Here is a 20,343-nt window from a genome sequence, read left to right as displayed (position 1 = left end):
AGTATCGAGTACGTATAATTGTTAAACTTTTCTTAGGATGAAATACTAACGAACGCAAAGCTATTTGTTTTGTATTTTTTTTTGTTTCTTGTTACGATATTTCTTAGTGAATCATGATGCAAGACCCTAAAGCCTTTTACACAGAACAAAAAGCCAAATTTGAAGCCGAATTAAAAATACAACGTCGAAAACTCAATCAATCAAGTTTTTTACGATTGGTCGTTTTTTTAAGTATTGCATTCTCAATTTATCTCTTGTTCGGACAATGGGCGTATGTGGTAATGACTTCAGCAGTCGGAATGGCAATTTTTCTATTTTTAGTCTTTCGTCATTCAGATTTGGTGTATAAAAGCAATAAACTAAAAGCCTTGATTCAATGTAATCAACTAGAACTGGATGTGTTAAATGGCGATCTTTCTAAATTGCCTACAGGCGAAGAATTTTTAGATGCGTCTCATGAGTTTAGTTATGATATTGATCTCTTTGGGAATGCTTCTTTTTTTCAATATATAAATAGATCAACTACAAAAGAAGGAAAAAACGAATTAGCAGCTTTGCTAGCGAGTAATGATATTTCAACGATTGCCAAACGACAAGAAGCCATACAAGAATTGGCTCAAAAGGCAAATTGGCGACAACATTTTTCTGCTATTGCTTTATTGATAAAAGTGGAAACAACCTCCAAAAGCATTACGAGTTGGTTGCAGGAATACAAAAGCTTTATTCCTAAACCGATGCGAATTTTACCCATGATTTTTTCTGGAATCTCTATTGCCATTATTACCTTGGTTTCTTTGGGAATATTACCATTTTTAACAGCGCTAATATGGCTTTTTGTAGGATTGGGAATTACAGTTAAATTCTTAAAAAGTATCAATCAACTTTCCATCAATACCAACAAAGCCAAAGATACTTTTCAGCAATACGGACACTTATTACAACGAATTGAAGAAGAAACATATTCGTCAGAATTACTAAAAGAAAAACAACGAAATATTCACAGTAATGTGCAAAAGGCTTCTACCTTGGTTAAAGGATTTTCAAAACGCATCGATGCTTTAGACAATCGAAATAATATTTTAGTTGGAATCTTTTTAAACGGGTTTTTATTATGGGATATTTCGAAATCGTATCAAATAGAAATTTGGATTCAAAAACACAGTCAAAAAGTAGCCCAATGGTTTGAGGTCGTTACTTTTTTTGATGCCTACAACAGTTTAGGGAATTTTGCGTTTAACCATCCACAATTTACATATCCAACAATTGAAACTTCTGCCAAAGAAGTCATCAAAGCAAGACAATTAGGACATCCATTGTTGCGAGCAGCCAACAGAGTTGATAACGATTTTTTAATAGGAAACTCAGAGTTTTATATTGTTACAGGTGCAAATATGGCTGGAAAAAGTACGTTTTTGCGAACCGTTTCTTTAGGCATTGTCATGTCTAATGTAGGATTGCCAATTTGTGCGAAACAAGCAGTGTATTCGCCTATAAAGCTTATTACAAGCATGCGTACGACTGATTCACTAGCAGAAGGCGCTTCGTACTTCTTTTCAGAATTGCAACGCTTAAAAATGATTGTAGACAAAATTGAAAATGACACCTACTTTATTATTTTGGATGAAATTCTAAAAGGAACCAACAGTCATGATAAAGCAATGGGATCTAAAAAAATTGTACAAAAACTCGCTTCTCAAAACGCAGCAGGAATTATAGCTACACACGATTTAAGTCTCTGTGAATTGGAAAAAGAAATTGATCAAGTAAAAAACTATTTCTTTGATGCTGAAATTATCAACGACGAACTTTTCTTTGGGTATTTGCTCAAAAAAGGGATTTGTTCTAACATGAACGCTTCATTTTTGTTAAAGAAAATGAAAATTGTAGAATAATCTTATGTATTATGGGTTTCAATGACAAAAAATGATGTATTTTTAAGGCAAGAAAAAAAGTTAAAAATGGAAGCTATCATCACTGTTGTAGGGTTTTTAGGAGCAGGAAAAACTACCTTGTTAAAACAATTAATGCACAACTATCTTGAAAAAGATTGGAATCCTTTTATTATTTTAAATGATTATGAAAATGCTGATCTTGATGTACAGCAGTTTATGGAAGAAATGAACCCTAAGTGGGTACGATCATTAAGTGGAAGTTGTATTTGTTGCAGTGGAATTCATGAGTTGAGAGAGTTTGTAAACAGAATTCCTGAACGATCCAATGGTGTTACTTTGATTGAGGCCAATGGAACCTCTGATGCTTGTTCTTTGATGAGCTTTTTGGGTGTGGGAATTAACGAACGATTTTTGCCGCCAATTCAAATTTCAGTGGTAGATGTAAAAAACTGGCAAAAAAGAGGCGAACATAACGAATTAGAAGCCAATCAAATTCAAGTATCTTCTTTACTCGTATTAACACATACGGAAAATGTTTCTAAAGAAAGACTAGATACTGTAGTTAATGAATTGAAAACATTCAATCCATTCGCAGAAATCATACACGCGGACGCAATTGACGTTTCGCTATTACCGAAACTTTCGCCTTCAAAAAATAATCCACAAAAGCTAGATCATCTCAAAGCGCATTGGTCGTCTTGCTCTGTAGATTTACCAAACTTGCCAAACAAGGATTGTATTTATGATATTTGTAATGCAATTCCAGAAAGTATTCTACGTGTAAAAGGTTGTACACAAATTCAAAATGAAGAAAACTATGTTTATTTCGAGCGCACTCCAGATGGTGAAGTTACGATAAGACCTTTTAAAGGAATGCCAATAACTGGAGCAAAACTATTAACTATTGGACCGGGAAGTGAACCATCAGTACTTGAAAAAGCGGTTGAGGCTGGATTGGAAAAACAAAACTTTATACAGAAGTAATAATTTTTAAGGGACAATTTCAATATAAATAGACCTTATTTTTTTTAAACTTCCACTGTATCCATAACCCTTGATATTGTGAATATGAATTTTATTTCCAATTTCGAGTTCTTCTATTTGTTTGATTGCTTCGTTATTCAAAGTATTACCTGATACTTTTATTATTTTGTTATTAGGGAAAAGTATGTCAAATTCAGAAACTTTTAAATTTCTAAAGTGAAGAAAGTTGTAAATGTCAAAGCTAAAAACACTTTTAATGAACTCTTTTTTAGTTAGTTTTATAGTAGTGTACGCAAAGCTTTTATTTTTAATAACACCGATTGGATCTCCAATATCTTCAATCCGAAATACTTTTTCGAATTTTATTGTTTTTCCACTTCGCATTTGTGCTACAATCTGAAGAATAACTTCTTTGCCTTTTTGAGGACGCAATACAAAATTACCATTTCCTTTATTTATTAAACCCGGAGCCATTACTGAAATATTTAGAGCATTAGGCACTGCAATTTTTAGTGCATTGTCAATTCCACGATATACGACATTCATTTTTTTAAGCTCCACAATTGCTTCTGATTTTATCTCAGAGAATTCTTGAAATACGGCAGGTGAATCTTTCAATACACGATTTTCTTTAGATAATTTTTGATGTGAATCACAACTCATAAATACAGTAAAAAGTAACATAATTGAGATAGGAAATCTGTGCCTCATAAACTAGGATAGTTTTGCTTGATAATTGAGATTTAAATATTTCGACGCTCACTTCTGATACCATCTTATGCATTACAGATTTAATTAGAAGTTGTGGAATTAAAAACGTAAAATAAAGAGTTTTATTTCAAATTTCTTCAAAACGACACAATCGCTATTTCTACTACTTTTCAATATGTAAATCATACGAAATAATAAACTTTAACAATTTCGTGTTGTTCAATTCGTTAAATTGGAGATTGTTATTGCTATGTCTTTAAAATATCTCCACATAAACGAAAAACATCACAAGAAACAACTGATCATTTCGCATCAGCAAGTCATCATTTTAAAAAATTTCCTGACAGAACTTGTGAAAAGTGAAGTATTGGTCATTAATACCAATTTGGGATTGGAAATCTATTATGAATCTATGTATGATTGCACGCAAATAATCAAGGATACCTTTGCAATTGTAGCGTGTAAAAAATGTAAAACTGAAGATAAATACCGTTTCTACGATTTCCAAAATGAACAAGAAATCCAATTGTTCATGGATACAGCTATGCAAAAACTTGCACGAATGCCTTTGTTTACCAGCTATACCAAAAGTATGCTAGGGCAACTCAACGCGCAGTTTGAAACCAACAGAAGACTTATTGGTCGATTGTTAGAAATATGGCATGAGGTAAGTAGTAATATTCGATACAAAGGAATTAATCTTCAAAAAATTCGCGACTTCCGAAATGATTTTCAGGCTGTTTACATCAATAATGTAGAAAATGATATTCTCAAAGAATTATTCATGGAAATGCTAGAAAAAAAGCATTTGAATTGATGCATGCGTACAATCTTTAATTCAAAAAAAGAAAGCGAACTTCAGTTCGCTTAAAATAATTTAACAGTTTACAAAAGATGGACATCCAAATACAGTTGGACAGGCATCACCCGTCAAGCATCTAATAACATCTTTAGTATTACAGGCATCTAATCGTGTAAAACCAGTTGATCTACTATCATCACCACCAGTAATTGCATTGTTTGCAAATGTAGAAATAGACTTTTTGTTTAACTGTAAAGCGGTAAGTTTTCTTTTTTTCATAATTTATAAGTTTATGGTTATCAGTGTAATACTACGTAATATCTTATAGAGTAAGTTACGGGTTTACCGTAGTAATCTAATGTTTAAGAAAGTGTTTCAAGATGCATATTTTTCTAAGTTTCATTTCGCAGAACCATTCAAATTGACGACTTTTAATAATAAATTCTAAATGTTGAATTTTAAATTATGAATTGTATAATAATTAGAGTTCACAGAAAATTATGTGTCACAAAAAAATATTTATGAATTCGTTACAAAAAGGGAACAAAAAGGTATTTTTAATAACCATTAAATAAATTGGTAGATTAACGAATCAACAACTAAGAAGTTGAAAAGTTTATGAGTTTACCAGCTTATTTTTTGATTTAAAAAGTATTAAAGACAACCCAAAACTCAAAACCCAAAACCCAAAAAATGATCCAGCATACATCCAAACTTCCCAATGTAGGAACGACTATATTTACGGTAATGAGCCAATTATCAGCCAAAGAAAATGCGCTCAATTTAGCACAAGGATTTCCAAATTTCCCTTCCGATCCTGTATTGATTGAAATGATACAGCAAGCTTTGCGCGAAAACTACAATCAATATGCACCAATGTCAGGTGCTAGTATTTTACGAGAAGCTATCGCCGAAAAGATGGAATATATGTATCATAGAAACTATAATCCAGATACAGAAGTTGTGGTGACAGCAGGAGCAACACAAGCTATTTTTACCATTGTAAGTGCCTTTGTACGTCCTAATGATGAAGTCATCATATTTACGCCTGCGTATGATTGTTATGCGCCTGCTGTGGAAGCACATGGAGGAAAAGTAGTGTCGATTCAGTTGAAAGGAAAAGAATTTTCAGTGAATTGGAATGAAGTGAGAAGCAACATTTCTTCAAAAACAAAAATGATGATTATCAATACGCCACATAATCCAAGTGGCACAGTATTTTCAAAAGAAGATATGTTGGAATTAGCATCGATTTTAGAAAATACAAACATCATTCTGTTGAGTGATGAAGTTTACGAACACATTATTTTTGATGGTGAACAACATCAAAGCGCAGCCTTATTTCCCAAACTAGCCGAACGCACATTTATTACAGCTTCTTTTGGAAAAACATTTCACAATACAGGCTGGAAAATGGGCTATTGTGTAGCTCCAAAAGAATTGATGGATGAATACAAAAAAGTGCATCAGTTCAACGTATTTTCTGTAAATCATCCGATGCAAATTGGGATTGGAAAATACTTAAAAAAACCTGAGCACTATATTCAGCTTCCTGCATTTTTTCAAGAAAAAAGAGATTTCTTTCTCAATGAAATTAAAGATTCACGTTTTACATGGATACCTTCACAAGGAACATACTTTCAGGTATTGTCGTATGATGCCATCACAGACGAACAAGATACGGAATTTGCTAAAAGGCTCACAAGAGAACACAAAATAGCATCCATTCCGCTCTCAGTATTCAATACCAATAAAGAAGATCATAAATTATTGCGTTTTTGTTTCGCTAAAACGGATGAAACGCTCGAAAAGGCAGCTGCGATTATTAATAAAATTTAATACTTTGATATACATATTGAAAAAGCAATTGAATAACAATAATAATTAACAAATGAATAACACAAATTTTATGATGCTACTCATTCTCATGTAAATTATCTCAAGTAATTATGGATAACGTAAAAGCTTCTCAAAATGAGAAGCTTTTTTACTGATAAAAAGTATTTACATTTAGGCACAGTAATACTAGGAGAACTAATATTACAGTGCCATCTGTTAAAAGTCAAATTACAAAATTCAGGTTCTCGTGAATCACAAATTATGCTACCCGAAAAACCACTGCCTTTTAACTCTCTATACGTTAAATAATAAACTTTTTGAATTCTTTTTCAGTAGGATTAAAGTTTTAGTCTACATGCATATGTTAGTGCGCGTGACAAGAAGTAATACATAAGGAAGTTCTACTATTGCAATCTCCAATACGCGTAACTCCACCTACAACTTTTAGTGATTTTTTTGTTTCTAAACTAGCGATTGAAGCTTTAATTAATTGTAATGATTTTGTCTTTTTTGTTTTCATGGGTATTGATTTTGTGGTTAATAATTAGTTGAGATTAGTGTGCGTGGCAAGAAGTTGGACACATAGAGTTAAACGTAAGGCAACCTGTCCAAGCACGTGTGCCACCACCGACAATTCTTTCTTGTTTGCTAGCGTCTAAATTTGCTATAGAAGCTTTTACCAATTTCAATGATTTTACTTTGTGGGTTTTCATAAAAAAAATTTTTGAAGTTAATTAATTTTTATGATCTCAAAATATGATTCGTATCTTATGAAAAAAAGAAAGTGTAGCGCAAAAAAACTAAAATTTTAAGGAGTTGAGGTAAGATATCAGTTTGAAAAATCTAAAAATTAGACATAAAAAATCGGAAGTATCGCTTCCGATTTTCAATTAAATTATGGATGCATAATTAATAACATTGTATATCACCACAATGCGAAATTAAAGCAGAATCGTCAATTGCAGAAGTTTCTGAACCACGTGTGCCGCCTTTCAGTAACATAGCTGTTGTTTCATTGATATGAGAGATAGTTTCTTTTTTTAATTTCATTTTTTGTAAATGTTTTACTTTCATAAATAAGTTTTTAAGTTAAATTGTAAGATGAAAGATAACCTATTTATACCCTAAAATGTTAAAAATGGAATTCTTAAAAGACTCAAATTACTTAATTTGAGGTGTTATTTTTAGAAGTATTCTCAAGATTTTTAATATAATATGAAGGATATAGCTTTGTAGAGGCTTTAAAGTATTTTGTAAATGAATTGGTGCTTTTATAGCCAATTTCTTCTGCTATATGCTTTATAGAGTATTTACGAAATTTAGGATCTTCTTTCAAGCGTTTTAACACATATTTTATACGTAAATCATTCAAGTACTCATAAAATTTTTTCTGTTTGTATGTATTGATGATTTTTGATAAATAATTGGTATTGGTCTTTACTTTTTTGGCTAAACTTTGTAATGTGCAATTGCTATTTAAGAAAAATAATGACTCTTCTAATTTTTCTAATCGTTCCAGGATGGCTTCTACTTTTTTGTCTTCAATTTTAAATTCAGATTTTATTTTTTCTGAATTTTTGGATTCTATCGTCGCAACTAATTGCTCAAATGTTTTTTTGTTTTGTTTTTTTACTTCTAAAAATTTCCACACAAAATATCCACATAATGCTACTAAAAAAAGACTAAATAGTATAACGTACATAAGACTGTTTCTTAATTTAGAGGTCATAGAAGAAAGTAATGTATTCTCTTCTCGTGTAGTCTCATACAAATCTTTAATAACTTCTATATTTTCGCCTTCATTAGAAACTTTCAATTCAAGATATTTGGAAGTATATTCAACATATGAATCTAGATTGTTAGTAAGTTCATAGACTTTTGAAAGTGTTAAGTATATATCTTCTAGTTCTTGAGGATTATAAAGGATTTCTTTATTTTTTTTATTAACAATAGCTTCTGCATTTTTTAAAAAAGAAATTACTTCGTCATACTTTTTTAATTTAAAATAGGATTGTCCAATATAGTTGTAAATTTCAGCAAGTCTATTTTGATTATTCAATCCTTTCGTAATTTTTTCTGCTTTTTTTAAGTAGTCAATAGCAACATTAAAATCCTTTTTTAGAAAATATGCAATACCAATATCAATGTAAAAATAACTCACACCTTCATCATCGTTAATTGCAAGACTTTTTTGTAAACCTATTTTAGAGTATTTAAGCGTAGAATCTGGTTGATTTAAACGTAAATATGTGCCACCTACACCCATGTAAGAATTAATGAGAATCGTTTTGTTTTCAAAGTTATACTGTTCGGCCAATAAGGTGTTTTTTTTGTAAATTGAGAGTGCTTCTTCATAAAAACCCATGCGTCTTTTGATCTTTGCTATATTAGACTTAGCAACAATTTCATATTCAATAGCATTGATGTCCTTCGCTATATTTAAAGTATTTAGGTAATTTTCTAATGCTTTTTTATTATCTCCAAGGTATACAACGGCATTTCCTTTTGTTAGATAGACTTCTGCTAAAAAAAGTTGATTTTTTAATGCGGTTGCGGTTGCAATAGCAGAATCACAATGTTGAATAGCAAGTTCATAATTTCCCTCAATATTGGCAATTTTACAACATTGTGCATAGGCATTAAAAAGATGAATACTGTCTTGCTCTTTTTTACTTTTTGCAACTAAAATTTGAGCATATTTTTTTGCAAGTTCAGGATAGGAATATTTGTGTTGAACAATAAAATCAAAAATTTCTTCCGACGTAGCATCTTCAGGCATTTCTTGTGAAAATCCAGAAAGAGATGTCAATACGAAAACAATACAACTCCAAAATGTAATCACTTTGCGCATCATAAAAACTCTTTTTGTTAGCATACATATAAAGAAGCTAAAAATACTAATAATTAAATATAGTCGTCTTCTTTTGGGAGTTTTCTATATAAAAAACCTCTAATTAGAGAAGCTTTATGAAACATGCGTAAAGTAACTACTAATAGTTTGCTTACTTACAAGTTTCTTCATAATTTTTAATTGCATGAGTATCTCTATTGACAAGGCCAACATGCTTCGTCACTATAAATTCGAGTTTTTAAGAATGTTTAACATGTATCCATAGTACAATTTGAATCATGATACATATTTCCTCCTCTAACTTTGTTTGTGTTTTTTGGAGTAATTGAAGAAACGATCTCCTTTTCATAAACAAGAGCTTCTCGAAAGTGAACTATTTATTTGAATTTTCTTGCGGTGATGATTACTTTTTCTAAAATGAAAAAAAGCATTCTAAAACTATAGATGGTGATCATATATGTAGTTTTTAAAGAAAAATACTTTCATGTTAAAAGTAGTGACAATTCAAACAAGAATAGAACCTTCTCTCCATTTTTTGATAAAAACAGAAAAGCAATGCATAATCTCACGTGGAGACGCACTGCCCTTCAAAACAAACTTTACGTTTTAATACTTATTTTGGCATTTTTGCAAGCATGGTTTTTGCATTTTTATCGTTTGCGTCCATTGCCAATACTTTGGTGTAATATTTTGTAGCTGTTTCATAGTCTTTTATGGTAAAATAGGCTTCTGCCAGACTATCATAACTGTTTTTATCGTTTGGAAATAGTTTTGTGTTGATCGTAAATACCGTAATTGCTTTTTTATAATCTTTTGCACGAAGCAACACATAACCATATGTGTTTAATTCTTTTAAACTTTTAGAATACGGTTGTAATTTTGAAACAACTTTTTCTTGATTTTCCTCAATGTAATCACTTCCTTTTTTCTCAAATAAGTTGTGCAATTCCGTTACAATTTGATAGTTGTGCTCGTATGATTTTTTTCTGCAAATTCGAAGTAAATCCATCTCTAAACTTTCCACGGGATGTTCTACGATACGTCCTACTTCTTTTCCACGTTTGTTGTATACAATAAACGTAGGAACACGATGAATGTTCAAGCCTTTTTCCTCTCCATTAGGACTTTGTTTGTAACTTGCTCGCGCATTATTCACTCCAATTATACGTAGCTTTTCTTCTGGAAAATTGGCGGCTTCTAAGAGTTTCATAAACTTTGGAACTTCGCGTTTACTATCGCCACACCAAGTTCCCATAAAAATGGTAATATTATATTTTTTAAGCTTTCTTTTAAGTTTTTTAATGGTCGTTGCATCAGGTTCATACGCTTCATAATTCTTAGAAAACCACGAGTTAAAAGAATTGGAAGTAAAACCTTCTTTGGTAATTTCACCCAATAACATATCACGACCACGTACATCTTTGGTCAATTGATTCACTGATTGTGCCAGTGTAAATTGACACATAAAAAGCATCAATAAAAAAGTAAAGAGTTTGTTCATTTTCTGGTTGATTTTGATTTCTGACTCAAAACTCTAACAAACCAAATGAGAAAACCAACAAAATGTACATAATGCATGAATGTATTGATAAAAAGCAATCTTTAAAAATCTATCTTTTTTTAACAATAATCGGAAGTTAATACAACAAAGCCCGTATTTTGTCCACATATATTTGACGAATTTTGGCTTTCTTAGTATTTTGACAGTTTATAATAAGCGACACAATGAACTTTTTTAATCATACCATTTCTAAAATTCTGATACACATGCTGTTTTGGGCATTGTTCATTTTTGTCTCCTTATTTTACTTTTCAAATTATTATTGGGCAGAAAATCCGTTTCTGCAATATTTGTCCATTTTAGTCATCATTGTATACATAAACGACTTTGTGTTGTTGCCTTTTTTTGAAAAGAAAAAATGGTATACCATGTACATTTTACTCATTACTGCGATTAGTTTTTTTGCGACACAACTGTATTGTTATGTTTTTGCTGAATGTGGTTGTACTATTGTAAAATGTTTGTCGGATTATGTATGGCAAACCATTGTGCCAATTATCTTTTTCTCCTTTATTTGGATGTTATTCCGGTATTTGGAAAAGAAAGATGAAGTAGAAAGTATTAAGCAAAAACATGCGGAAATGGAATTGAAATTCCTGAAATCGCAGATAAATCCACACGTATTATTCAATAATTTAAACACGATATATTCGTATTCTATTGAAAAACCAGCACAAGTCCCTGAGTTGATTTTGATGTTGTCCAACAACCTGAAACATGTGCTGTATGAAAGCAATGTGACTTTTGTTCCATTAGAAAAAGAACTTACGTTTATTGACAATTATATTACATTTCAAGAAATTCGTACAGAAGGGATTAAAACGATTGAGTACCGAAAAAATATATTAGAAGATAATTATACAATTGCACCGTTATTGCTTATTACCATTATTGAAAATGCATTCAAACACAGTGTAATGAATACTACTATTGCTGTCACTATTGAAGTTTCTAATGGTGCACTGACCTGTATTTGCACAAATGAATGTGATGAAACTAAGAAAAGTGAAACCGCACAAATAGGATTGCGAAATTTAAAGAAACGTTTAGACATAATTTATAAAGACAAATACGAGCTGACTTTTAAAGAAGGGAAGTTATACGTTGCTACCTTAAAACTACAATTAACATGAAACATCCATTAATAAATTTTAATCACGTGCTATAAATAGTTATTTTGGAAATTCCATCTGAAAGATAAAAAACAAACCCAACAAACTGATGAACTGTATTATAATAGAAGATGAAATTCCTGCGCAACGTATTCTCAAAAATTACATTGCCAAAGTATCGTATTTGGAGTTAATAGGAACATTTAATGCAGCCTTAAATGCTTATGATACAATCAATACTGAAGAAATTGACTTGATTTTCTTAGATATTAATTTGCCTGATATTTCTGGATTGAGTTTTCTGCGAACACTTAAAAATCCACCTACCATCATTATGACAACGGCGTATCCTGATTATGCAGTGGAAAGTTTTGAATTTGAAACCATTATCGATTATTTGGTGAAGCCTTTTTCGTTAGAACGTTTCCTAAAAGCCATTCAAAAAACACAGCGTACTCAAACAAAAATTATTGAAAAAGAAGTCGAAAAATCAAGTTCAGAAACTTTATTCTTAAATGTAGATAAAACGTTTCATAAAATTCAATTTCAAGAAATATTTTATGTCGAATCGGAACGCAATTATTTGACTTTGGTAAGCAATCAACAAAAACTATCGTTTATTGGAACCTTGCGTACTTGGAAAGAAAAACTACCTGAACATCAATTCATTCAAATTCATAAATCCTTTGTCATTAATAAAGATCATGTCGATAAAATCTCAGGAAATGAAGTGTATATTCACGACAAACGCATTCCGATTGGCAGAACCTTTAAAGCAAAACTTTTTGAAGTATTGGACATTCATGGAAAATAAGTGGTAACTTTACAATACCGTTTTTTCAACATAATTATGATTGATGGAACGTGTTTAATTTACCAAAAATACTTACAGACTCATGGAAAGCCGAGAACTCAAAGTTGCACTTGTCCAAACCAATCTCATCTGGGAACATCCTGCGCAAAACCGAGCGCAATTAACAGAAAAAATCAACGCAATAACTGACACAGTAGATATTATTGTATTGCCAGAAATGTTTACTTCTGGATTTACCATGAATCCTGAAAATGTAGCCGAAACTATGGATGGGGAAACTATTGCTTGGTTGAAAGAATTAGCAAAAGCTAAAAATGCAGCCATAACAGGAAGTTTAGTTATTTCTGAAAATGGAAATCATTACAATCGTTTGGTATTTGTATTGCCTTCTGGAGATATTGAAACTTATGATAAAAAGCATACGTTTACGCTTGCTGGCGAACATGAAGTATACCAAGCTGGAACTGAAAAAACGATCATCAAGTATAAAGGTTGGAAAATTTGCTCACTGATATGTTACGATTTGCGTTTTCCTGTATGGGCACGAAATGTAGATGACTATGATGTATTGTTGTATGTTGCTAACTGGCCAAAACCACGTGTCAGTGCTTGGGATGCGTTATTAAAAGCACGCGCCATTGAAAATATGAGTTATTGTATTGGAGTAAATAGAGTAGGACTTGATGCAAATACGCTGGAATATTGCGGACATTCAGCAGCGTATGATGTATTGGGAGCGCAACTTACCAATATTACTTCTGGCAAAGAAGAAACCGAAATTGTGACATTAGCCAAAGAACACATTGCAACATATCGAAGCAAGTTGAAATTCTTAGACGATAAAGACGTGTTTACCTTGAATTAATTATAGTATCGCTTATACAAACAAATCATTAAAAATATAATCTAAAAAGAAACTCATGGCTGAATTAATTGATTCGTTTGACTCCTATGGCGATTTTGACAAAAGCTCGTATTATATTTTTTGTTTTGATAAAATTGCTTCTATTCTAAGTTTAAAAACACCGCTTGATGAAACGAAAGAAAACATAGAAGCTGTTATAGAAGCGATAGATTTTCAGTCTCAAAACTTAGAAGTTGTTTTTAAAAATTGGAATACTGAAGATGCTAAAAATGCGGATTTTTCAAAAGATTTCCCTTTTCAATACTTTTTAAAAAGTGCTACAAAAAAGCTGCTCATTTGGATCTCATTAGAACATAATGAACTCGATATTGAATTTTACTATGATAACTTAGATTTAGCACTTGAACAATGGATTATTGACATGAATCATACCTTAAGAAGGAAATTTGGATTGGATAGAACACCTGTATTTAAAGTATTGTCAAGAGGTAATCGCGGCTTTTTTACAGAAGATGTGCGAACGGAAGATTTTATATGTGACATTCAATCTATGTACAATGATGATTTTAGTCCAGTGCATGATACGATAGAAGGAGCTTTAGCGCTTGAAAAAGCGGGACTTATTTTATTGCATGGCACACCGGGAGCAGGAAAGACTTCATACATTAAAAGTCTAATCACGAAGCATCATAAAAAGAATTTTATCTTTATTCAGAATGAATTTGTAAATGAATTACTGCATCCAGATTTTATTTCATTCTTACTCAAAAATCAAAACTCAATCCTCATTATTGAAGATGCAGAAAAGGTATTGACTACTAGAGAACAACAAAATGAAAGTTCGGTAGTTTCCACCATTTTACAATTAACAGATGGATTGTTCAGTGATTATTTAAACATAAAAATCATTTGTACGTTCAATACAAGTATTAATAAGATTGATACTGCTTTGCTGCGAAAAGGACGTATGATTGCCTATTACGAATTTAAACCATTAGAGAAGGAAAAAGCAAATGCATTGCTCAATACACTAGCACATGAACCAACAGACAAAGCCTTGACATTAGCAGATATCTTTAACTATCAAAACACGAATTTTACACAAACAGAAAAAAGAAAAATTGGGTTTTAGTCTTACTTCAAGTTTTTAAGATCTTCAATGACATCCCAATTTGCTCGGATTTCTACCTTTTTCGGGAAATACTTTACAATTTCTGGTTGCTTATTTTTTAGATAATTTCCAGTATCCCATTTTCCATTTTTATTGGTATCATATATCACGCGGAAATACACAAATTGTGGATCAATGTAAGGGAAATTATAAGAATCTTGTGGTTCTGTAGCATATTGTTCAGCAATCAGTTCGAGCTTTTCATTGACAACTTGAATTAGTACAGGATATTCAGAACCACCATAGGTAAGTTGAATATTTCCATAGTCTTTATTTTCCTTAGTAATCAAGGTATAATTCAATGTGTCATTGATTTCACCATAAAAGTCAGTAATTGTTTTTGGCAACATTTGAATTTTGTAACGCTGATTCTCCTTTTTCTCAAAAAACACATCCAAACTATTATTCTTTTCATTCAATTTCGTAGTAAATGCCACGGGAATAGAATCTTTATTTTGAATGGAAATCGTGTTTTGATCAATAGCAACAATTGGTGTATTTGATATGACTTTAAAATCACCGTTTGGTGGAATATTTCCTCGGTAATTCACAGATAAATTCATGGAATCTTTTTCCATATCTTTAATTTTTACTGTGAAATCTTTACTGTATGCACCTTTAGAAACTGTAAATAACAGGGAATCGGTTTCTGGTTTTAAATTCTCAAACCAATAACGCAGTGTATCTTTTTCGGGATGACGTGTCGTTTTGAATCTAAAATTCTCAGGAACTTCTGAGTTGATAGTTACTTTCATACTATCTACAGGACCTTCATGCCCAAAAGCAATCATATTTTTAGAAATTTGCGCAGGTCGTGTTGCTTTAAATTCAGGAATTTCTTTGAATAAAGTAATTGTGTAAAAAGAATCTGTAGGAACTGTAACTTCTTGTTCTACATATCCAATTTTATCTGTAAGTGGATTAAAAAGATAGTTGCTTGCTTTATCTTTCAATGCAAGCATTTTGTATTTTCCAGCACGTAAATTAGAAAGCTTAAACTCTGTTAAACTATCTAAAGTATTGGTAATATATGTTGGTGTCTTTTTATAAATAGTAGAATCGTTGTATGTTGAATCAATTTCATACAACATTACCGATACAAATTTTTCAGGATTTCTATCCAATGCATCTTTGATAGTTCCTGTAACTTCTAAAGAATCAATATAGGAACCTGTAGAAAAGACATACTTAAAATAATCATACGGGTTTTCCTCGTTATTATCTACAATACTTTGCCCAAAATTGAAGGAATAAGTTGTATTTGGTTGTAGCGTATCAAGAATTTGAATATCAATATACTTGCTTGAACTTCCTTGTGGATATATAACATAACCACCTTCTTTTATGGGTGGAGAAATAATCAACTGCTTCTGAATATTTTTGACTTTAATATATTCATCAAAATAAATACGGATTCGCTTTTCGTCAAAATTAGTGCTGAATTCTTCAGGTTGTGATTTTACCATTTTTGGCGGTGTTTTATCAGGTTCACCACCTGTTGGAAAACCACGCTTGGCACAATTGAACAATGACATAAGGATCAAAGTCACCAAAGAAAAAGATATAAAACGTTGTTTCATTAACTGATATAAAATAATGCGCTACAAATAAACTAATTATTTTTGGTACTGACGAACGTTTTAACTTGCTATTGACATAGTTGCTACACTAATTTTAATATTTGGTATTTTTTGAAGTGCTAAAGTACAGGCTTCTAGTGTTGCGCCTGTAGTAATAATATCGTCTACTAATAGAATATGTTTTCCTTGTAATAGTGTAGTGTCTGTAACTTCAAATGAATGTTGTGCAGTTAACCAACGTGCTGCACGTTTTTTAAAAGCTTGTGTTTTAATGTTGTTTATTTTGATAAGAATGTCATCTACATATACCGCTTCTAAATGTTTGGCAAGTTCTTGTCCAAAATTAGTTACTTGATTGTATCCACGCTTTTGTAGTCGTTTTTTATGTAATGGAACAGGAATGATGTAATCAATATTAGTGTACGCAGCTTCTTTTTTAAGTCTTTCACCTAGCATGTTTCCTAGAAAATTACCAACATCTTGTCTGTCTTTATATTTTAAATGATGTATTAGCTGTTGTACGATTCCATTTTTCTTGTAATGGAGTAAAGCGGTTGCATTTTCAATATGAACTCTTCCGTAGAATGTTTGTTTTACAGGGTTTTCTGTATGTTTATGAAACTCCGTGAATGGTAAGTTGTGTAAACATTTCGTACAAATATCCTGTTCTTGATGCATCAACTTGTCAGAACAGCCCAAGCAAGTTGCAGGAAAAAAGGAAGAAAGAATATTATTTAATATATTTGCCACACGTAAAAGTACTACTTTTTTATGAGTGGAGCCACAAAAGATACAATTCAAAAAATACTATTAATTGCACTTGCTGCAATGACTTTATCTATGGTCTGCATTTCTGTATACAATCAGAACGATAATGAAAATGAAAAAGATGCGTATTTGGAAAATGAAAAATTACTTGTTAAAGAGGAATTGAGAGAAATTATCAAAAATTACGATCATTTAACCAAAGAGCATCAAGTAAAAACTACTGAAGTACTTGCCGAAAAGCAAAAAGTTAAAAAGTTGCTAGAAGAATTAGAGGACAAAGTTTTAGATTATAGTTCTATTACGAAATACAGAAGGGAAATGTTAGAATTGCGAAAGCGTAATCAATATCTACAACATGAACTTCATGATGGTATGTCTCCAGGTCACATGCAATCCGTTTATTAAACAATTTTCTTAGTTCTTTCTTAAAAAGAAAAGAATCGCATAAAAAATGTGATACTTTCTGAATAATTTCTTTACTTCGCGGTATATTCAAAAATCAAACGAACATTAAGTAATAAAAATTTCCTCGATTGGATCGGTTAAAATTTTTCAGAGAAGCCATACGCGATATTAAAACCTCAGGAACTATTGTTCCAAGTTCTCGTTTTCTTACGAAACGAATGGTAAAAAGTATAAATTTTGATACTGTAAAAGTAATTGTCGAGTTTGGCCCTGGAAATGGAATTATTACCAAAGAAATTTTAAAAAGAGTACAACCTCACACAAAAGTAATCACCTTTGAAGTCAATGAAAAGTTTTTTCAATCACTAGAAAAGATAAAGCATTCACAACTAATTATTGAAAAAGTATCTGCCGAAGAAATTCAGCCTGTTTTAAAAAAATATGGTTTTGACAAAGTAGATTGTGTGGTTTCTAGCTTACCGTTTACAAATATTCCACAAGAAATTAGCGATCGTATTTTAAAAAATACCTACGAAGCTATGGAGGATGATAGTATGTTTGTTCAATATCAATACAGTCCTACCTATTACAAAAAACTCAAAGAAGTTTTTAACGATAAAGTGAAGTTATCCTTTGAAGCTTTCAACATTCCGCCAGCTTTTGTATATATCGCGCAAAAATAGCTTGTAGCTGATATCCAAACGTTTTATATTTGCGGCATGGCAAAACAAGACGATCAATTTAAGAAAGTAGTATCGCACGCAAAAGAATACGGTTATATATTTCAGTCGAGTGAAATTTATGACGGTTTAAGTGCTGTATACGATTATGCTCAAAATGGAGCAGAATTAAAGAAGAATATACGCGACTATTGGTGGAAAGCAATGGTACAAATGCATGAAAATATTGTAGGGATTGATGCTGCAATTTTGATGCATCCAACAACTTGGAAAGCTTCTGGCCACGTTGATGCGTTTAATGATCCTCTTATTGATAATAAAGATTCAAAGAAGCGTTACCGCGCTGATGTTTTAGTAGAAGATCACAGAGAGAAAATAGTTCAAAAAATAAATAAGGACATCACAAAAGCTAAAAAGCGTTTTGGAGATGCGTTTAGTGAAGAAGAATTTCGTTCTACAAACCCAAATGTGTTACGTCGTCAAAAACAAGTTGATGAAATAAGTAACGAATTGGCTCGTGTACAGGAAGAAAACGATTTAGAAGGATTCAAACAACTAATTGAAGATTTAGGAATTGCAGATCCTGTTTCTGGTTCTAAGAATTGGACAGAAGTAAAGCAATTTAACTTAATGTTTGGTACACAATTAGGTGCTTCTGCAGGTAGTTCAACCAAAGTATATCTACGTCCAGAAACGGCACAAGGTATTTTTGTGAACTTCTTGAATGTTCAGAAAACAGGTCGTATGAAAATTCCTTTTGGAATTGCGCAAACAGGAAAAGCTTTCCGCAACGAAATCGTAGCACGTCAATTTATATTTAGACAACGCGAATTTGAACAAATGGAAATGCAATTCTTTGTAAAGCCGGGAACGCAAAAAGAATGGTATGAGAAATGGAAAGAAAACCGTTTAAAATGGCACTTGTCTTTAGGAATGGGTGAGGAAAATTACCGTTTCCATGATCACGATAAATTAGCACACTATGCAGATGCTGCCGCAGATATTGAATTTAATTTCCCATTTGGTTTCAAAGAATTGGAAGGAATTCATTCGCGTACAGATTTCGATTTAAGTCAGCACGAAGAGTACTCTGGAAAAAAGTTAAGATACTATGATAATGAAACCAAAGAAAGTTATGTGCCTTATGTGGTAGAAACTTCTATTGGTTTGGATCGTATGTTTTTGGCAGTATTCTCTAATTCATTAGTTGAAGAAGATTTACCAGATGGAACTACACGTACAGTATTACGTTTACCAGCTGTATTAGCACCAACTAAAGCCGCAGTATTACCATTAGTAGAAAAAGATGGTTTGCCAGAAATTGCCAGAGAAATCATGGATGATTTAAAATGGGATTTTAATATGGTTTATGAAGAAGGAAAAGACTCTATAGGTCGTCGCTATCGTAGACAAGATGCAGCTGGAACTCCATTTTGTATTACGATTGATCATGAAACAAAAGAAGATAATATGGTGACCATTCGTCATAGAGATACCATGGAACAACAACGTGTAAAAATTGAAGACGTACGTGGTATTATCAACAAAGAAGTAGATATGCGTACATGGTTAATGAGCATGTAAAACCTTATGCCAATTGACATAAAAAAAGCGATTGTAAGATGATTACGATCGCTTTTCTTTTTCACAAGTTTTTATCGATTCACTTTTTTAAAATCTATAACCTAATGAAATTCCTCCTCTAAATGTAAATTCAGGCGAATTGTCATCCAATCCGATGTTTCGTCCTCCGCCGAAGGAAATTTCTAACATAAAACCTCTTCTGTTGACCCATTTTTTACCAATGGCTAACCCTAAGGCAGCATCAAAATATTCATCATTTAAATTATCAGGATTCTCACCTGAAGCAAATTTTGAGAATACTTCAGCAAATAACCCTTTGGCACCAAAATCTTCTTTATTAAAGAAGTAAAATCTAAAAAATGGTGTTACTGCAAATTTTTCATAATACGCGGCATTTTCTTTAGGATCTCTAAAGTTAGCAAATACAGATACTCCATAACCTATAGAAGTATCATTTACACGTTCATAACTAATATCTAACGCAGAGAAAAAAGCGGCATCAAATACATCTAATTTGATTTCACTCTTGCGATCACCAACACCAAATTGGTCATCTGAATTCATGTCTTGTGCAGTTGCTAAAAATCCTGTAAAAAGGAATAGTACGAGTAATTTTTGTGTAAAGTTGTTTATCATAATTAACGGTTTTGTTGTTGTATGTTGCTTTATCTAACAACAATTATACCATTAATAGATGTGAAAATTTAAAAAGGTTGCGTTTTTA

The 20,343-nt window shown here is 31.7% G+C and carries 21 protein-coding genes; 11 read left to right on the top strand and 10 right to left on the bottom strand.

All coding sequences use genetic code 11. The features are described from left to right. Window positions 1-113: 113 nt before the first annotated feature. Both MK119_RS04505 and MK119_RS04500 read left to right on the top strand, forming a co-directional pair. Entirely contained in the window at window positions 114-1,892 is a 1,779-nt protein-coding gene (locus tag MK119_RS04505) for a DNA mismatch repair protein MutS (RefSeq protein ID WP_366512769.1), read from the top strand. 21 nt (window positions 1,893-1,913) lie between these two features. Continuing rightward, window positions 1,914-2,876, top strand: coding sequence for a GTP-binding protein (locus tag MK119_RS04500; protein WP_366512768.1), 963 nt, complete (start codon window positions 1,914-1,916; stop codon window positions 2,874-2,876). A gap of 6 nt (window positions 2,877-2,882) precedes the next feature. Here the strand turns inward: MK119_RS04500 and MK119_RS04495 are convergent, their stop codons facing one another. Beyond that, a complete protein-coding gene (locus MK119_RS04495; RefSeq protein ID WP_290671328.1) occupies window positions 2,883-3,587 on the bottom strand; it encodes a GldM family protein in 705 nt (234 codons plus the stop codon). A 352-nt stretch (window positions 3,588-3,939) separates the two neighbouring features. On the opposite strand from MK119_RS04495, the gene MK119_RS04490 reads away from it, so the two are divergent. Then, window positions 3,940-4,404 (top strand): hypothetical protein, encoded by a 465-nt coding sequence (locus tag MK119_RS04490; RefSeq protein ID WP_290671327.1) that lies wholly within the window; start codon window positions 3,940-3,942, stop codon window positions 4,402-4,404. 60 nt (window positions 4,405-4,464) lie between these two features. On the opposite strand, the gene MK119_RS04485 is transcribed toward MK119_RS04490, so the two are convergent. After that, complete coding sequence (locus MK119_RS04485) at window positions 4,465-4,668, bottom strand: hypothetical protein (protein ID WP_290671325.1); 204 nt, start codon at window positions 4,666-4,668, stop codon at window positions 4,465-4,467. A 417-nt stretch (window positions 4,669-5,085) separates the two neighbouring features. On the opposite strand from MK119_RS04485, the gene MK119_RS04480 reads away from it, so the two are divergent. Continuing rightward, window positions 5,086-6,228, top strand: a complete 1,143-nt coding sequence (locus tag MK119_RS04480) for a methionine aminotransferase (RefSeq protein WP_290671478.1) — start codon at window positions 5,086-5,088, stop codon at window positions 6,226-6,228. Window positions 6,229-6,592: 364 nt separating this feature from the next. Here MK119_RS04480 and MK119_RS04475 read toward each other — a convergent pair whose 3' ends face one another. The 5 genes from MK119_RS04475 to MK119_RS04455 form a co-directional block, all read right to left on the bottom strand. Then, a complete protein-coding gene (locus MK119_RS04475) occupies window positions 6,593-6,748 on the bottom strand; it encodes a hypothetical protein (RefSeq protein ID WP_290671323.1) in 156 nt (51 codons plus the stop codon). 34 nt (window positions 6,749-6,782) lie between these two features. Further along, entirely contained in the window at window positions 6,783-6,941 is a 159-nt protein-coding gene (locus MK119_RS04470; RefSeq protein WP_290671321.1) for a hypothetical protein, read from the bottom strand. A 196-nt stretch (window positions 6,942-7,137) separates the two neighbouring features. Beyond that, the gene (locus MK119_RS04465; RefSeq protein ID WP_290671320.1) at window positions 7,138-7,278 is read right to left on the bottom strand and encodes a hypothetical protein; all 141 of its coding nucleotides are present in this window, start codon (window positions 7,276-7,278) and stop codon (window positions 7,138-7,140) included. Between the two features lie 115 nt (window positions 7,279-7,393). After that, window positions 7,394-9,082, bottom strand: a complete 1,689-nt coding sequence (locus tag MK119_RS04460) for a helix-turn-helix domain-containing protein (RefSeq protein WP_290671317.1) — start codon at window positions 9,080-9,082, stop codon at window positions 7,394-7,396. A 610-nt stretch (window positions 9,083-9,692) separates the two neighbouring features. Then, window positions 9,693-10,580 carry a thioredoxin family protein gene (locus MK119_RS04455; RefSeq protein WP_290671315.1) on the bottom strand — a complete coding sequence of 296 codons (888 nt, stop codon included), beginning with the start codon at window positions 10,578-10,580 and terminating at the stop codon, window positions 9,693-9,695. Between the two features lie 224 nt (window positions 10,581-10,804). Between MK119_RS04455 and MK119_RS04450 the strand changes: the two genes are divergently transcribed. The 4 genes from MK119_RS04450 to MK119_RS04435 all read left to right on the top strand — a co-directional run bounded on the left by MK119_RS04450 (window position 10,805) and on the right by MK119_RS04435 (window position 14,563). Beyond that, complete coding sequence (locus MK119_RS04450) at window positions 10,805-11,773, top strand: sensor histidine kinase (RefSeq protein WP_290671313.1); 969 nt, start codon at window positions 10,805-10,807, stop codon at window positions 11,771-11,773. Window positions 11,774-11,861: 88 nt separating this feature from the next. Continuing rightward, the gene (locus MK119_RS04445) at window positions 11,862-12,566 is read left to right on the top strand and encodes a LytTR family DNA-binding domain-containing protein (protein WP_290671311.1); all 705 of its coding nucleotides are present in this window, start codon (window positions 11,862-11,864) and stop codon (window positions 12,564-12,566) included. Window positions 12,567-12,648: 82 nt separating this feature from the next. Further along, a complete protein-coding gene (locus MK119_RS04440; protein ID WP_290671309.1) occupies window positions 12,649-13,431 on the top strand; it encodes an amidohydrolase in 783 nt (260 codons plus the stop codon). A 55-nt stretch (window positions 13,432-13,486) separates the two neighbouring features. After that, window positions 13,487-14,563, top strand: a complete 1,077-nt coding sequence (locus tag MK119_RS04435; protein WP_290671307.1) for an AAA family ATPase — start codon at window positions 13,487-13,489, stop codon at window positions 14,561-14,563. Between the two features lie 2 nt (window positions 14,564-14,565). Here MK119_RS04435 and MK119_RS04430 read toward each other — a convergent pair whose 3' ends face one another. Next, window positions 14,566-16,137: an Ig-like domain-containing protein gene (locus MK119_RS04430; RefSeq protein WP_290671297.1), complete on the bottom strand. Its 1,572-nt coding sequence runs from the start codon at window positions 16,135-16,137 to the stop codon at window positions 14,566-14,568. 105 nt (window positions 16,138-16,242) lie between these two features. After that, entirely contained in the window at window positions 16,243-16,932 is a 690-nt protein-coding gene (locus MK119_RS04425) for a phosphoribosyltransferase family protein (protein ID WP_290671295.1), read from the bottom strand. A gap of 21 nt (window positions 16,933-16,953) precedes the next feature. On the opposite strand from MK119_RS04425, the gene MK119_RS04420 reads away from it, so the two are divergent. The 3 genes from MK119_RS04420 (at window position 16,954) to MK119_RS04410 (ending at window position 19,619) form a co-directional block, all read left to right on the top strand. Then, window positions 16,954-17,355, top strand: a complete 402-nt coding sequence (locus MK119_RS04420; protein ID WP_290671293.1) for a hypothetical protein — start codon at window positions 16,954-16,956, stop codon at window positions 17,353-17,355. Window positions 17,356-17,483: 128 nt separating this feature from the next. Next, complete coding sequence (locus MK119_RS04415) at window positions 17,484-18,038, top strand: rRNA adenine N-6-methyltransferase family protein (RefSeq protein WP_290671291.1); 555 nt, start codon at window positions 17,484-17,486, stop codon at window positions 18,036-18,038. A gap of 36 nt (window positions 18,039-18,074) precedes the next feature. Further along, entirely contained in the window at window positions 18,075-19,619 is a 1,545-nt protein-coding gene (locus MK119_RS04410; RefSeq protein WP_290671289.1) for a glycine--tRNA ligase, read from the top strand. A gap of 87 nt (window positions 19,620-19,706) precedes the next feature. Here the strand turns inward: MK119_RS04410 and MK119_RS04405 are convergent, their stop codons facing one another. Continuing rightward, window positions 19,707-20,255 carry a hypothetical protein gene (locus MK119_RS04405; protein WP_290671287.1) on the bottom strand — a complete coding sequence of 183 codons (549 nt, stop codon included), beginning with the start codon at window positions 20,253-20,255 and terminating at the stop codon, window positions 19,707-19,709. Window positions 20,256-20,343 lie beyond the last annotated feature (88 nt).

It is taken from the genome of Kordia sp. (assembly GCF_022447245.1).
GTDB lineage: Bacteria > Bacteroidota > Bacteroidia > Flavobacteriales > Flavobacteriaceae > Kordia.
The sequence above is the reverse complement of the archived record's forward strand: the minus strand, read 5'-3'. Positions and strand labels throughout refer to the sequence as shown.

Bases quoted from the DNA above. Each gene is read 5' to 3' on its own strand.
- MK119_RS04505 (WP_366512769.1), top strand. From the start codon at position 114: ATGATGCAAGACCCTAAAGCCTTTTACACAGAACAAAAAGCCAAATTT.
- MK119_RS04500 (WP_366512768.1), top strand. From the start codon at position 1,914: ATGACAAAAAATGATGTATTTTTAAGGCAAGAAAAAAAGTTAAAAATG.
- MK119_RS04495 (WP_290671328.1), bottom strand. From the start codon at position 3,587: ATGAGGCACAGATTTCCTATCTCAATTATGTTACTTTTTACTGTATTT.
- MK119_RS04485 (WP_290671325.1), bottom strand. From the start codon at position 4,668: ATGAAAAAAAGAAAACTTACCGCTTTACAGTTAAACAAAAAGTCTATT.
- MK119_RS04475 (WP_290671323.1), bottom strand. From the start codon at position 6,748: ATGAAAACAAAAAAGACAAAATCATTACAATTAATTAAAGCTTCAATC.
- MK119_RS04470 (WP_290671321.1), bottom strand. From the start codon at position 6,941: ATGAAAACCCACAAAGTAAAATCATTGAAATTGGTAAAAGCTTCTATA.
- MK119_RS04465 (WP_290671320.1), bottom strand. From the start codon at position 7,278: ATGAAATTAAAAAAAGAAACTATCTCTCATATCAATGAAACAACAGCT.
- MK119_RS04460 (WP_290671317.1), bottom strand. From the start codon at position 9,082: ATGATGCGCAAAGTGATTACATTTTGGAGTTGTATTGTTTTCGTATTG.
- MK119_RS04455 (WP_290671315.1), bottom strand. From the start codon at position 10,580: ATGAACAAACTCTTTACTTTTTTATTGATGCTTTTTATGTGTCAATTT.
- MK119_RS04450 (WP_290671313.1), top strand. From the start codon at position 10,805: ATGAACTTTTTTAATCATACCATTTCTAAAATTCTGATACACATGCTG.
- MK119_RS04445 (WP_290671311.1), top strand. From the start codon at position 11,862: ATGAACTGTATTATAATAGAAGATGAAATTCCTGCGCAACGTATTCTC.
- MK119_RS04440 (WP_290671309.1), top strand. From the start codon at position 12,649: ATGGAAAGCCGAGAACTCAAAGTTGCACTTGTCCAAACCAATCTCATC.
- MK119_RS04435 (WP_290671307.1), top strand. From the start codon at position 13,487: ATGGCTGAATTAATTGATTCGTTTGACTCCTATGGCGATTTTGACAAA.
- MK119_RS04430 (WP_290671297.1), bottom strand. From the start codon at position 16,137: ATGTCATTGTTCAATTGTGCCAAGCGTGGTTTTCCAACAGGTGGTGAA.
- MK119_RS04420 (WP_290671293.1), top strand. From the start codon at position 16,954: ATGAGTGGAGCCACAAAAGATACAATTCAAAAAATACTATTAATTGCA.
- MK119_RS04410 (WP_290671289.1), top strand. From the start codon at position 18,075: ATGGCAAAACAAGACGATCAATTTAAGAAAGTAGTATCGCACGCAAAA.
- MK119_RS04405 (WP_290671287.1), bottom strand. From the start codon at position 20,255: ATGATAAACAACTTTACACAAAAATTACTCGTACTATTCCTTTTTACA.